This is a genomic window from Marinobacter sp. (assembly GCF_041595835.1).
Classification (GTDB): Bacteria; Pseudomonadota; Gammaproteobacteria; order Pseudomonadales; family Oleiphilaceae; genus Marinobacter.
The window spans coordinates 1-14,190 of sequence record NZ_JBFHJO010000055.1; the positions used below are offsets into that span (position 1 = coordinate 1).

The window sequence follows — 14,190 nt, forward strand, 5'->3', positions numbered from 1 at the left end:
CCTGGGTGGTTTGCTGATTACCGGCGTTCTGGCGTCCTTATTTGTCGATTGGGTCGCTAAATGGCTGAAGATTGACGATGAGCGAATTATTGGTTTCGCTTTGGGGTTGAATGGCCACGCGATTGGTACGGCAAGGGCTTTCGAGATCAGTCCGACTGCCGGGGCTTTTTCGTCTCTTGGGATGGGGCTGACCGGCGTATTTACCGCGCTTTTGCTGCCGTTTGCGTTCCAGTTTGTAGTGCCGGCCTTTTAAAGGCGATTTGTTGAACTAATATTCTAATGTGGCAATTGTGCTTGCCGTAAACTGCTGTCACGTCTAGGTTGTTTTTAGACAATCGGTGCAAGCCTTGCCGATGTTCCGTGAAAATTTCTAAAACAGTGACGGAAAATACGATGAAAAAATTACTGGCAGCTTTTATTGGTTCTATGGCGCTGGCTGCGGCGCCGGTAGCTGTATCCGCCGAAGCAACAAAAGAGCTGAAGGTGGCTTATGATTCAGATCCGGTAACGCTGGATATTCATGAGCAGCTTTCGGGCGGCATTCTGCAGTTGTCCCATATGACGTTTGACCCTCTGATTCGCTGGACTAAAGATCTCGGGTTTGAACCGCGCCTGGCGGAAAGCTGGGAGCGCGTTGACGAAAACACCATGCGCTTCACATTGCGTAAGGGTGTGAAGTTTCATTCCGGTAATGAATTTACTGCTGAGGATGTGAAATTTACCTTCGATCGCCTGAAAGAAAGCCAGGACTTCGAAGCTATCTTCAAACCCTTTAGCGGCATTAATGTCATTGATGATTACACCTTCGAGCTGGTGACTTCGGAGCCTTACCCGCTATTGCTGAACACGGCGACATACATTTTCCCGCTGGATAGTGAGTTCTACAGCGGCAAAACGGAAGACGGTAAAGATAAGGGCGCTATTCTCAAGCATGGCAACTCCTTTGCCTCTGAGAACCTTTCCGGAACCGGGCCTTACACAGTTAGTGAACGCCGGCAGGGTGTACGGGTGGAGTTTGAACGCTTTGACGACTACTGGGATACTGAATCTCCCGGTAATGTTGGCAAAATTGTATTAACGCCCATCAAAGAAGATAACACTCGTGTGTCTGCGTTGCTGTCGGGTGGTGTGGACTTTATTGCACCGGTTCCGCCGAATGATCTGGACCGGATCAAGCGTGACAAAAACGCCAATCTGGTGACCATGAGTGGCACCCGCATCATTATTTTTCATATGAACCAGGAGCGGGTTGAAGCCTTCAAAAATCCGAAGGTTCGCCAGGCCATAGCGTACGCCATCAATCAGGAAGGCATTGCCGAGAAGATCATGAAAGGCTTTGCAACCCCGGCGTCTCAGCTGTCTCCGGCCGGATATCAGGGTCACAATGAAAACCTGAAACCGCGTTTTGATGTAGCCAAGGCTCAGCAGTTGATGAAAGAGGCGGGGTACGAGGATGGCTTTACCATCACCATGATGTCGCCAAACAATCGTTACGTGAATGACGATAAAATCGCTCAGGCTGCAGCAGCCATGCTGGCGCGCATTAATATCAAGGTGGACCTGAAAACCCTGCCAAAGGCCCAGTACTGGCCGGAATACGATAATCGTGCTGCCGATATGATGTTGATTGGCTGGCATGCAGATACTGAAGACTCGGCGAACTTTTACGAATTCCTGACTTTCTGCCCAGATGCAGATACTGGCTCTGGCCAGTACAACGCAGGCAATTACTGCAACCCGGAGATTGATGCTCTGGTGCAAAAGGCCAACGTGGAAACCGATCTGGATAAGCGTAGTGCGATGCTGCAGGAAGTTGAACAGCGCTTGTACGATGATGCCGCATTTGTTCCGCTGCACTGGCAGGATCTGGCCTGGGCATCGAAGAAGAATGTAAACATTGAGCCGGTTCTTAACGTCATGAACTTCCCGTACCTGGGAGACCTTGTTGTTGAGTAATTGCTGATGGTGGTAGGCCGGTACCGGGGTGATCCGGTGCCGGCTTTTTGTTTGCAAGATTTATCCGGAAAACTCCCATGCTAGCGTTTTTAGTTCAGAGGATTTCCCAGGCCTTTCTGGTTATGTTCGTGATCAGTGTCATCGCCTTTGCTATTCAGGATGGGCTCGGGGACCCGCTTCAGGAGATGGTGGGCATGTCCGTGTCTGCGGAGGAGCGAGAAGCCATTCGTGAAGAGCTGGGGTTGAACGACCCGATGGTATTGCAGTATCTGCGCTTCGCCGGGAAGGCTATTCAGGGCGATCTGGGCAATTCCTATTTTTACAGTAAGCCGACGCTGGAGGTTATTGCTGAACATCTGCCCGCAACATTGGAACTGGTGATTGGTGCTAGCCTGATTATTATTTTTCTTTCGGTACCAATCGGCGTTTACGCCGCCATTCGACCTCAGGCCTGGTTATCAAAATTCTTCATGGGCGTCAGCACCGTGGGTATTTCTATCCCAGTGTTCCTGACGGCCATAGTATTGATTCAGTTGTTTTCAATTGGCGTAACGGTTACCTGGTTCCCGGTGGATACCGGGTGGGGGCAGTGGCTGAATGAAGCCTTGTCGACCGAAGGTGGTTTGCCGTCTTATGGTCGGGGTGATGATTTGGTTCACCTGTTTGGTACCTGGGAATCTGGTTTTTTCTCAAGTGATGGGTGGATGCATCTGGTTTTGCCATCGGTGTCTCTGGCTTCGATCATGTTACCGCTGTTTATCCGCCTGATCCGGGCCGAAATGATGGAGGTGCTGCAGAGTGATTACATTCGCTACGCCCGGGCAAAGGGCCTGAGTGCTGGCCGAATCAACTTTTTGCATGCGCTTAAGAACACCATGCTGCCGGTCATTACCGTTGGCGGTGTACAAATCGGCATTATGGTGGCCTACACAATTCTGACAGAAACCGTATTCCAGTGGCCGGGCGTGGGGCTGATGTTCCTGGAGGCCATCACCCGCAGCGATATTCCTCTGATTGTGGCGTACCTGATGGTGGTGGGCCTGATCTTTGTGGTGACCAATACCCTGGTGGATCTACTCTATGGACTGGTGAACCCCACCGTTAAATTGACAGGTAAAAAAGCATGACAACGGCAACGGTTTCCCGCTGGGACCGCTTCCGCGAGTCCTTCTTCTGGTACAGTTTCAGGCGCGACAAGGTTGCCATCATCAGTTCTTTGGTGTTGTTGCTGATGGTACTGGCTGCGATTTTTGCGCCTTTGCTGGCGCCAGCGAACCCCTATGATCTGGCTCAGATCAATATTATGAATTCCGAGCTGCCGCCGCTAGGGCTTGATGGAGCTGATCCTTCGTTCCCCCTGGGTACCGATGCGCAAGGGCGCGATCTGCTGTCCACCATTCTGTACGGCACGCGGGTGTCGCTGATGATTGGCTTTGGCGCAGTGGTGCTGCAGTCGGTACTGGGCATTCTGTTTGGCCTGCTGGCGGGCTACCTCGGAGGCAAAGTAGATGCTGTGCTGATGCGCATTGCTGATGTGCAGTTATCGTTCTCCACACTGATGGTAGCGATCATCGTTGGCGCTGTGTTCAAGGCCAGCTTTGGTAATCTGATGTTCGGTGAAATCGCTATCTATATGCTGATATTTATCATCGGCGTGGCCGAATGGCCGCAGATTGCCCGTACAGTCCGTGCCTCGGTGCTGGCGGAGAAGAAAAAAGAATATGTTGATGCGGCGAAGGTGATGGGGTTCGGTACCCGCCGCATTATGTTCCGGCATATTTTGCCTAACACCCTGTCGCCGATCTTTGTTATTGGCACGGTACAGATTGCTAACGCGATCATTTCGGAGGCTGCGCTGTCCTTTCTGGGGCTGGGTATGCCGGAAACCCAGCCGTCTCTGGGCTCTTTGATCAAATCTGGCTTTGACTATATTCAGAGTGGCTCTTGGTGGATCACGCTTATTCCGGGCATGGTGCTTGTGGTGCTCGTGTTGGTCATCAACTTGTTGGGTGACTGGTTGCGAGATGTGATGAACCCACGGTTGTATAAGGGGTAATGTCATGGCACTGCTGGAAGTTAAAAACCTGGATGTGCGATTTGCTGTACGTGGCGGGGATCTGACCGCGTTACGAGGCATTAGCTTCAACCTGGATAAAGGCGAACGTTTGGGTTTGGTGGGCGAGTCTGGAGCCGGTAAATCTGTGGCTGCCTTTTCCATTCTTAACCTGGTGGCTCAGCCTGGCTATATTGCAGGTGGGCAGATTCTGTTCAAAGGTAAAGATCTGGCCGCTATGAGCGAACGGGAGTTGCGTAAGATCCGCGGCAATCAGATTGCCATGATCTTTCAAGACCCAATGATGACCCTGAACCCGGTGCTTACCATTGGCACTCAAATGGTTGAGGCTATTCTTGCGCATCGAAAAATCAGCAAGAAGGAAGCTCGGGATATTGCTCTGGACCGATTGCAGAAAGTGCAGATTCCCTCGCCGGAAAAACGTTTGGATCAATATCCCCATGAGTTATCTGGCGGGATGCGTCAGCGTGTGATCATTGCCATCGCATTATTGTTAGAGCCCGAACTTATTGTGGCTGATGAGCCAACAACGGCACTGGATGTCACTATTCAGGCTGAAATCATGGATCTGCTGCTAAATCTGTGCGAGCAGGAGAACGTGGCGCTGATGCTTATTACTCATGATCTTGGCGTAGTCTCCCAGGTGACACGGCGGATGCTGGTCATGTATTCGGGGCGCATTATCGAGCAGGGGCCCACCCGGGATATTATTAATAACGCTCAGCATCCTTATACCCGGGGGCTGATCAGCGCACTGCCTCAGATGGGGAGTCCCGGCGCCCGTCTGTTCCAGATTCCCGGTTCGATGCCGTCACTTAAAAATGTTCCTGCAGGTTGTCCGTTTCATCCTCGCTGTGAGTTTGCGACTGAACAATGCCGGGGGGCTATGCCGGAGTATGTACACTCGGGCAATGTGGATGTGGCCTGTTTTGAAGTCGCCCACCGAATTGAACAGGAGACACGCATGCAGGAGGCTGAATCATGACGACCTCCCCGTTGGTGAGTATTCGCGGCCTGGAAAAACGCTTCGATCTGTCTGGCAGTCTGCTTGAGCAGATTACGTTTAGCGGGGGGCGTTTTCACAGAAAACAGGAAGCTGTGCATGCGATCAACGGCGTAGATCTGGACGTACAGAAGGGCGAGGCTCTGTGTGTTGTAGGCGAATCCGGTTGTGGTAAATCTACGTTGGCTCGCACCGTTATGGGGCTGATTTCTCCTAGTGTCGGGGAAATACACTACCAAGACCATCGCATCGACAACCTTGAGCGAAAAGAGTCACTGCCGTATCGGCGCAAGATGCAAATGGTGTTTCAGAACCCATATGCCTCATTGAACCCACGTATGACAATTCAGCAAACGCTGGAAGAGCCTATCCGGTTTCATCATCCAGATTGGCCGGCAATAGAAGTGCGAAATAAAATTCACGAAGTGATGGAGTCTGTTGGCATTGACAGGGACTGGGGTAGCCGATTTGGCCATGAGTTCTCCGGTGGTCAACGCCAGCGTATAGCGATTGCCCGGGCGCTATCCGTAGATCCGGAATTCATTGTAGCGGACGAGCCGATTTCTGCTTTGGATGTCTCTATTCAGGCCCAGGTGCTGAACCTGCTGATGGATGCTCAGGAAAGCCGGGGTCTGACGTACCTGTTTATCACCCACGATCTGGCCGTAGTGGAACATTTTGGGACGAGGGTGGCTGTGATGTATCTGGGGCGGGTATGTGAGCTGGCGGATACCAAAACCCTGTTTTCGACACCGAGGCACCCGTACACCCAGGCTTTATTGTCGGCTATTCCGAAGCTGGAAGATGATCGCCCAAACCATATTCGCCTGAAAGGGGAGGTACCTACACCTGTCAACCTACCCTCTGGCTGTGTATTTCATGGGCGTTGTCCCCACGCTAATGATCGTTGTCGCCGCCAGATACCTGAGCTGATTGTTACCGATGGGGGTAACCAGGTGGCTTGCCACGCGGTGGAAGAAGGGCGGCTGTAGGGGGCGGATAACCTGTTTAATTACTGGCACAAACTGGACATTCATTATGCCTGACCAACATCTGCTGGCTTTGCAGCTGGAACACCTGAAGCAACTGCAGTCCCGGTACGAACATGCGCTGGAAAGCCATGGCTATAACACGCTTCTGATGGCTTCTGGTTTTGCGCCTTATCAATACGGTGATGACCAGGCCTGGCATTTTCAAGGCTACGGCCCCTTCCTGCACTGGACCGGCCTGACCGGGCGCGAGCATTGCTGGCTGCTGATTCGCGTGGGGCAGAAGCCGGTTCTGTGGCTATATGAGCCGATAGACTTCTGGCATGCCGGCCGGCCTCTTCCTGAAGAGCCGTGGCTGCAAGCCGTTGAAGTGCGCAGTCGTCGGACCCCTGACGCGCCAGAATTGACCACCTGTAATGGACTGGCGGTTATTGGCGACCCAGTGTTACTTGATGGCTTGCCGGGAGACATTAACCCACCGGCGTTGTTAAAGGCTCTGGATGAAACCCGGGTACACAAAACCGATTATGAGATCGGCTGTCTCGCTCATGCCAACACCTTGGCACTGGAAGGACATCGTGCTGCACAAACGGCCTTTTTGAACGGCGAAAGTGAGTTCGCCATTAGTCTTGCCTACCAGCAGGCAACCCGTCAGCGTGAAGCTGATGCCCCATACCACAGCATCATCGGTCTGAATGAGCATGCAGGCACGCTGCATTACCAGTATTACGATATTCAACCCCCGGGCCTGCCCAGAAGCCTGCTGATTGACGCCGGTGTTCGTTACCGGGGTTACTGTTCTGATATCACCCGCACGACTGCGGGTTCCGGTGAAGCACATTTTGCTGCTCTGGTTCAGGGCCTTGAGCGGCTGCAGTTGCGACTGTGTGCTATGGTGGCTCCGGGTGTGGATTACATCGATATTCACCGCAAAGCCCATCAAGGTCTTGCGGTTTTACTGTCGGCATCGGGTCTGGTGAAAGGTCTGGATGACGAAGCAATTGTGGAACAGGGTATTACCCGGGCGTTCTTTCCCCATGGCATTGGCCATTTCCTTGGCGTTCAGGTGCATGACGTTGCTGGCAGGCCAGTGCCCCCGCCGGAAGACGCGCCTTTCCTTCGTCTGACTCGAATGCTGGAACCGGGCATGGTGGTAACCATTGAACCGGGCTTGTACTTTATCCCATCGTTGCTGAGGCCATTGCTGAGCGGTCCTCTCGGGCACCATCTGAACCGTGAGCTGCTTGACGAGTTGCAGGGTTGTGGCGGTATTCGGATTGAAGACAACGTAGTTGTGAGCGACTCTGGGCACACGAACCTGACCCGAAAAGCGGAGCCGTAATCCCACTGGCCATACAAAATTTACGGAAAAGACTTGCAGTAGCGGATCATAATGATAATAATTATCACTAAGATTGTTGTCGTTAGTGAGAGCTCTGCTATGTACGTATGCGTTTGCCATGGAATCACCGACAGAGATATCCGAGAAGCCGCAGAAAATGGGGTTTCCTCTGTGCGCCAACTTGGCAAGGAATTAGGTGTCGGCACTCAGTGTGGTCGTTGTGCCAGCATGGCTCGCAGCATACTGAGAGAAACTCGCTCATCAGACTATTTGGCATTGGCCAACATGTTGGCCAGCCCAGCCTGACGGTTCTTTTGGGTTTCCCGATTCAGAAAACGGCTCTAACACGCTATCCTTGTATGGTGATAAACGAATTCCGTGTGAATTCGCCGACCCCGGAACAGCCCCGGCAGAGCTTCACGCTTGAGGCGGCTGCTGAGAACAAGGAGCGATGCAATGAAAGGTGATAAGAAAGTCATCCAGTACCTGAATAAGGTGCTTGCTAACGAACTGACGGCTATCAACCAGTATTTTCTGCATTCGCGGATGTACAAAGACTGGGGCATCGCCAAACTTGCTGCCAAAGAATACGAAGAATCCATCGATGAGATGAAACACGCTGATCAGCTGATCGAGCGCATTCTGTTTCTTGATGGCCTGCCTAACCTCCAGGATCTGAACAAGTTGCTGATTGGTGAAAACGTTCAGGAAATGATCGAGTGCGATCTGAAAATCGAGCACATAGCCCACGAAGATCTGAAAGAAGCCATTGCCTACTGTGAAGAAATTCAGGATTACACCTCGCGTCAGTTGTTCCGCAGTATTCTGGACAGTGAAGAAGAGCACATTGACTGGCTGGAAACTCAGCTGGAAATGATCCGGCAGATGGGCATTCAAAATTATATTCAGCTTCAGTCATCTGCCGGGGAGTAAGCACATACAATGGACCTGTCTTGTTTTAAAGCCTATGACTTGCGCGGCAGCGTGCCGGAACAACTGAACCCCATTCTCGCCGAGAAAATCGGCCGGGCCTATGTGGCAGTCACCGGTGCAAAAAAAGTGATCGTCGGTTACGACATCCGGCTATCCAGCCCGGAAATCACGGAAGCCCTGAACTCCGGTTTGATGGCTGCCGGCGCGGACGTATACGACATTGGCCTCTGCGGCACTGAACAGGTGTATTTCGCGACCAGTCATTACGACATGGATGGCGGCATCATGGTTACCGCAAGCCACAACCCCAAGAACCACAACGGTATGAAAATGGTCGGGCCTGGTTCCCGCCCGATCAGTTCGGACAATGGCCTGAATGACATCCGGGACCGAGTGCTGGAACCCTTTGATAACGCTCCCAAACAGGGCAGCTACCAGTCTCTGAATGTAATGGCCGCCTATATTGACCACCTGCTCGGATACGTGGATGCGGCAACTCTTAAGCCAATGACGATTGTATGCAATGCCGGCAATGGCGGAGCGGGTCTGGTCATCGACGAGCTGGAACAGCATTTACCGTTCAACTTCGTCAAAGTTCACCATGAACCCGATGGCCATTTCCCCAACGGGGTACCCAATCCCATCCTGCCGGAAAACAGAACCGCCACAGCGGATGCAGTGAAAGAACACGGCGCAGCGATGGGCATTGCCTGGGATGGTGACTACGACCGCTGCTTCTTTTTCGACGAAAACGGCCGCTTTATCGAAGGTTATTACATTGTCGGCCTGTTGGCTGACCAGTTTCTTAGAAAAACCGGCCCCGGGAAGGTCATTCACGATCCAAGACTTATCTGGAACACCCAGGATCTGGTACGAGCAGCCGGTGGTGAAGCCATCGAAAGCAAAACCGGGCACGCTTTCATTAAACAAAGAATGCGTGACGAAGATGCCATATATGGCGGTGAAATGAGTGCCCACCACTACTTCCGCGATTTCGCATACTGCGACAGCGGCATGATCCCCTGGCTATTGATCGCTGAACGCCTGTGCCAATCCGGCCAAACCTTGTCGTCTCTGATTGATGCCAGAATAGAAGCCTATCCGGCCAGTGGCGAAATCAACCGCACCATCAATGACCCAGCCAAAGTGATCGCTGCGATTGAAAAGAAATATTCAGTCGGCGCGAAACGCATCAGCTTCGTAGACGGCCTGAGCATAGAGTTCGACAACTGGCGCTTTAACCTGCGTATGTCGAATACTGAGCCGGTGGTTCGCCTGAACGTGGAATCCAGAGCTGATACTGCTCTGATGGAAGAAAAGACCAAAGAATTGTTGGAAGAAATGGAAAAGCTGAACGCCTGAAGTGCCCAGCACAAAGTATGGGCCCGAGGCATGGGGTAGCCCCTCTGAAACGATCAGGGAAACCACGTTTTCCGTTTTGGAGTGGCTACCCCATGCCTCGGGTCTGCTCCATTACCTGGTGAAATCAGAGCCAGTCGTTCAGCATAACCCCAATGCCAAACCGCTCAATACGAACGTTATAGTCAATCAGGCTCTCTCCATACCCGTTGTAATACTGGAAAAAGCCCTTTAACGAATCCCCCATCGGAAAACTGTAACCAAACTCCACTGATGTCCGATTATTTGACCGCAAATTGTTTAGCACCTTCAAGGAAAACGTACGATCCTCCGATAGCTTATAAACCGCATGATAGCTGGCATGGCCGAGATACCGCTCAATGTCGGCATTGTCATCGTCGTTACTATCTTCTGGCAGCCTTAACCAGGGCTGCACCATAAACAACCAGCGGTTATAGCTATAGGCCGCAGAACCCATAATACGGTTCCAGCTCCGTGAGCGAGGGTCAGCCTGCCCGTTCGATTGATGATTGAAACCTGCCGAAACAGCGCTCAACGTGCCTGGCCCGATATTCCAGTTTAGTTGATAGCGGACAAACAACTCCGGCTCATAATTGGTCTCCCGGAAAGGTGCGGACTCATCCTGGTTATACACCTGCCACAGAGACTTTTGGGTATAACCGAACCAGACCGTGGTCTTTTTATCGAAAATGCCCGTCAGCAGAGGAACCTTGAAGCTGATTTGATACTTTGCTTCCTCCCGGGCAAGGTCATAATCATAACTGGTGAGACCCAGTCTGGGGCTGCTGGGTTCATAATTGGGGTTCTTTACCCAGGTTAACGGCAAGATGTAATTGGGTTTATGGGCAACGAAACTGCCGGCAAAGGAAAAAAGGGACTGTTCCGCATCCAAGTAGTTGTTCACCAGAGCGGCCATAACGCCTGAACCCGGGTCGCCCTCAAGGGCATTTCCTACTATTTCCTGGCGAGTGGCTTTGTCGGCAGCCAGTGTTTCAGCGCGTTGCTCCGCCTGCTTCAGGTTCGCCTCATCGGCTTGTTCCCTGGCTGCGCCGGGGTCATGCAGGGCATCGTAACAGGCAAGTCGCTGCACGCCATCCAGAATCAAAGCGCAGTTAACGGTTTCCCCGGAAGCTGCATCTTGTGCCCATGCCGGGAAGGTCGATGTCAGGCTGGCGACGCACAGCGTGCAGGCAAAGCTAAGCCGTAATTTCATGTCATATCCTTTAACTGGCGGTCAGACTCAGCCAGGTGTTGCCAATGCCGTAAACCCAAACCCCGATCAGAGTAAGGGCGAGCAAGACAAAGATCATTTTGTGTCGGCTCCGCTGGTCATCATTGGCAGAAACGACCCACCGAAGGTACATCAAACCGATAAAGCTAAGAAATACGCCGAGGCTGGCAACGGCTGGGAGTAATAGCCAGGCCGGGCTTATAGGATTCTCAGCAGTGGACTGGCTGCTGAACCAGCCCATTGAGATCAACAGAACCGCCAGGCAGGTAAACTCGATAATCAGCAGCGGCCTGCGTCTTTTATCCGGAATATCTGCAGGTATCTTGGTCATGTTCGGGCTCATATATCAGGAAGAGTGTTAGAGTGGCGACTATGGTAACCGGAAATGAAGATGGTTGAGCTACAACCTGCAAAACTGTCACTAAACTGGTTGAAGTCAAAATCTGATTCTGCTGTTTGGTTTTTTTGCAGGGCGTCAATCGCTATAATGCTGCGACCGAAATATTATAACGCTCAAATGCGAGGTGCATTGTGAAGATGAAGAGACTCCTGGCTGTTGGTTTGCTTGGCTTTAGCCTGGCCGCCGGTACTGCACTGGCTAGTGTTGAAGATGAAATCCGCGAGCGCATCAAGCCGGTGGGTGAAGTTTGCCTGCAGGGCGAAGAGTGTGGTGAAGCGGTTGCTGCTCCGGCTGCATCGGCCGGCGCTAGTGCTGGTGCTCGTTCTGGTAGTGATGTTTTCAATTCTGCCTGTATGGCTTGTCACGCCACAGGTGCAGCCGGTGCACCTGTGAGCGGTAACGCCGAGGCATGGGCACCTCGCATTGCGAAAGGCATGGATACCTTGATTAATCACGCCATCAATGGCTTTAATGCCATGCCTCCACGAGGCGCCTGTGCGAACTGCTCTGACGAGGAACTCGCCGCTGCTGTTGAGTTTATGGTTGAGTCAAGCCAGTAAGCCTGATTTGCCAGACAAAACCTCGCTATTTGCGGGGTTTTGTCGTTTTAGAGCTCCAGATTGCCGATCAGAGCGCTGAGGGTGGCTTTGCCCTTTTTCTGGTTAGCCTCTTTGTCCTGCTCACCCAATCCTTCCCATTTCACATCTTCTTCCGGCAGTTCATCCAGAAAACGGCTGGGTATGGTTTCCAGTTTTTCTCCGTATTGTTTTCGAGAAGCCGCATAGGTCAAAGACAGGGTTTCCCTGGCCCGGGTGATGCCTACGTACATTAGACGCCGCTCTTCTTCAATATTGCCTTCCTCAATGCTGCTCCGGTGCGGCAGAATTTCTTCTTCCAGACCCATAATGAATACATGGGGGAATTCCAGCCCTTTGGAGGCGTGTAAGGTCAGCAACTGAACTTTATCGCTGTCGTCCTCTTCTTCTCGTTGTTCCATCATATCCCGCAGAATGAGTTTGGCGATTGCATCTTCGATGCCCAGTTCATCTGCGGTGCCTTTGCCATCGTCCAGCATGCGCTGGATGGATTCCACCAGATACCAGATGTTCTCCATCCGGCGTTCGGCCTGTTTGGGACTGCCGGAGTGCTGGTGCAACCACTCCTCATACTCGATATCGGTGAACAGCTGTTTTATGACCGGGATAGGGTCTTCCGAAAACAGTCGCTCACAGGTTTTATCCACCCAGTGGGCGAAACGCCGGAGGCGGTCCAGACCTTTTTCAGTGACATGGGTTTCTGCGCCCATATCACTTAGTGCTTTGAACAGGCTGACATTGCGTGCCCGGGAATAGTGGCTCAGTTGCTCCAGCGTGCGTGGACCAATCTCCCTGCGGGGTACGTTCACCACGCGCAGGAATGCCGCATTGTCATCGGGGTTGATCAACAGCCTCAGGTAGGACATTGCATCTTTTATTTCGCTCTTGGAAAAGAACGATTGGCCGCCGGATAGCCGGTACGGAATCTGGTAGGCCTGAAGCTTCATCTCCAGCAGCCGGGCCTGATGGTTGCCTCGATAGAGAACTGCGAAATCCTGAAAATTCAGGCCATTCTTGAGCTTCTGGTCGAGAATTTCCGTGGCCACCCGTTCGGTTTCGGCATCCTCGTTGCGGCAGCGAATGATGCGAATTTCTTCACCGATGGTGTGGTCACTCCACAGGGCCTTCTCGAATACGTGGGGGTTATTGGCAATGACCGTGTTGGCGCTGCGAAGAATGCGCCCGGTAGAGCGGTAGTTCTGTTCCAGTTTGACGATTTTCAGGCTAGGGAAGTCATCTTTTAACTGAGCGAGGTTTTCCGGGCGAGCGCCTCGCCAGGCATAGATAGACTGGTCGTCGTCACCCACCACCGTAAACGCAGCCCGCTCGGCGACCAGCTGTTTGACCAACTCATATTGGCAGACGTTGGTGTCCTGGTACTCATCCACCAGCAGGTATCGGATTTTTTTTCGCCATTTCGTCAGTACATCCGGGCAATCCCTGAACAGTTGCACTGGCAGTAGGATTAAATCGTCAAAATCGACGGCGTTATAGGCTTTCAGGTATTCGTTGTAATGCTTGTAGATGATGGCAATGCGCTGTTCCCGTTCATCAGCGGCTTTGCTATAGGCGTCTGACGGAGTGCGCATAGCGTTTTTCCAGGATGAGATGGTCATCTGGACATCGCTCACTTCATCGCCTGCCTCGGCGCTTTCGTCTCGCATCATCAGGTCTTGTAACAGCGCTTTGGCATCTTCTGCATCAAAGATGGAGAAACCCGGGTGGTAGCCGAGGTGTGGGTGCTCCTCACGGATGATGTTCAGCCCCAGATTGTGGAAAGTGGAAACAATCAGGCCTCTGGATTTTCCGCGGTCTACAATGCGGCTTACTCGCTCCTTCATTTCCCGGGCGGCCTTGTTGGTAAAGGTCAGGGCGGCAATGTGTCGGCCGGGAATGCCAAGTTCTTCAATAAGATGGGCGATCTTTCGGGTGATCACGCTGGTTTTGCCACTGCCTGCACCGGCCAGTACCAATAGGGGGCCGTCTGCGTAGCGAACCGCTTCTCGTTGTCTGGGGTTGAGCTTGTTCACAATATCGGGGCCAATTGAGGAATCATGCAGAGGATTTCATTATGGGGGTATTCTACACCAGCGTAGGCCTGTGTACCTTGACCTTCTATAGGCTATGCTTAATAACACTTAAGCGATTCTGACCGACACATGGATTTTGTTTGATGACATTGTCTCTCGACACCAGGTGCGATCGCCTGCGACTTCTTGTTTTAACGCCACACTACACAGATTTTCTGTGGTATCGGTCGATGCTATCGAATGAGGCTGATCTGAA

General features: G+C 52.3%; 14 protein-coding genes. 11 read left to right on the forward strand and 3 right to left on the reverse strand.

The window, feature by feature from the left end; genetic code table 11:
* The 10 genes from ABYA77_RS13215 to ABYA77_RS13260 all read left to right on the forward strand — a co-directional run.
* Positions 1-253 (forward strand): LrgB family protein (locus tag ABYA77_RS13215; protein ID WP_372966441.1); only part of this gene is annotated, 253 nt, incomplete at its 5' end.
* Between the two features lie 140 nt (positions 254-393).
* Positions 394-1,956 carry an ABC transporter substrate-binding protein gene (locus tag ABYA77_RS13220; RefSeq protein WP_372966442.1) on the forward strand — a complete coding sequence of 521 codons (1,563 nt, stop codon included), beginning with the start codon at positions 394-396 and terminating at the stop codon, positions 1,954-1,956.
* A gap of 77 nt (positions 1,957-2,033) precedes the next feature.
* A complete protein-coding gene (locus ABYA77_RS13225; RefSeq protein WP_372966443.1) occupies positions 2,034-3,083 on the forward strand; it encodes an ABC transporter permease in 1,050 nt (349 codons plus the stop codon).
* On the forward strand, positions 3,080-4,012 hold the full coding sequence (locus tag ABYA77_RS13230) for an ABC transporter permease (protein ID WP_372966444.1): 933 nt from the start codon (positions 3,080-3,082) through the stop codon (positions 4,010-4,012). Before ABYA77_RS13225 ends, ABYA77_RS13230 begins: the two co-directional genes overlap by 4 nt.
* 4 nt (positions 4,013-4,016) lie before the next feature.
* Complete coding sequence (locus ABYA77_RS13235; protein ID WP_372966445.1) at positions 4,017-5,015, forward strand: ABC transporter ATP-binding protein; 999 nt, start codon at positions 4,017-4,019, stop codon at positions 5,013-5,015.
* Positions 5,012-6,025 (forward strand): ABC transporter ATP-binding protein, encoded by a 1,014-nt coding sequence (locus tag ABYA77_RS13240; RefSeq protein WP_372966446.1) that lies wholly within the window; start codon positions 5,012-5,014, stop codon positions 6,023-6,025. Before ABYA77_RS13235 ends, ABYA77_RS13240 begins: the two co-directional genes overlap by 4 nt.
* A gap of 46 nt (positions 6,026-6,071) precedes the next feature.
* A complete protein-coding gene (pepQ, locus tag ABYA77_RS13245) occupies positions 6,072-7,364 on the forward strand; it encodes a Xaa-Pro dipeptidase (RefSeq protein ID WP_372966447.1) in 1,293 nt (430 codons plus the stop codon).
* Between the two features lie 99 nt (positions 7,365-7,463).
* Entirely contained in the window at positions 7,464-7,670 is a 207-nt protein-coding gene (locus ABYA77_RS13250) for a bacterioferritin-associated ferredoxin (protein WP_372966454.1), read from the forward strand.
* Between the two features lie 150 nt (positions 7,671-7,820).
* Positions 7,821-8,297, forward strand: a complete 477-nt coding sequence (gene bfr / locus ABYA77_RS13255; RefSeq protein WP_372966448.1) for a bacterioferritin — start codon at positions 7,821-7,823, stop codon at positions 8,295-8,297.
* Between the two features lie 9 nt (positions 8,298-8,306).
* On the forward strand, positions 8,307-9,659 hold the full coding sequence (locus tag ABYA77_RS13260; protein ID WP_372966449.1) for a phosphomannomutase: 1,353 nt from the start codon (positions 8,307-8,309) through the stop codon (positions 9,657-9,659).
* 124 nt (positions 9,660-9,783) lie between these two features.
* Here ABYA77_RS13260 and ABYA77_RS13265 read toward each other — a convergent pair whose 3' ends face one another.
* Positions 9,784-10,890, reverse strand: a complete 1,107-nt coding sequence (locus ABYA77_RS13265; protein ID WP_372966450.1) for a phospholipase A — start codon at positions 10,888-10,890, stop codon at positions 9,784-9,786.
* A 10-nt stretch (positions 10,891-10,900) separates the two neighbouring features.
* Positions 10,901-11,239 (reverse strand): hypothetical protein, encoded by a 339-nt coding sequence (locus tag ABYA77_RS13270; protein ID WP_372966451.1) that lies wholly within the window; start codon positions 11,237-11,239, stop codon positions 10,901-10,903.
* Between the two features lie 206 nt (positions 11,240-11,445).
* Between ABYA77_RS13270 and ABYA77_RS13275 the strand changes: the two genes are divergently transcribed.
* Positions 11,446-11,868 (forward strand): cytochrome c5 family protein, encoded by a 423-nt coding sequence (locus tag ABYA77_RS13275; RefSeq protein WP_372966452.1) that lies wholly within the window; start codon positions 11,446-11,448, stop codon positions 11,866-11,868.
* A gap of 47 nt (positions 11,869-11,915) precedes the next feature.
* Here the strand turns inward: ABYA77_RS13275 and rep are convergent, their stop codons facing one another.
* A complete protein-coding gene (gene rep / locus ABYA77_RS13280; protein WP_372966453.1) occupies positions 11,916-13,934 on the reverse strand; it encodes a DNA helicase Rep in 2,019 nt (672 codons plus the stop codon).
* Positions 13,935-14,190 lie beyond the last annotated feature (256 nt).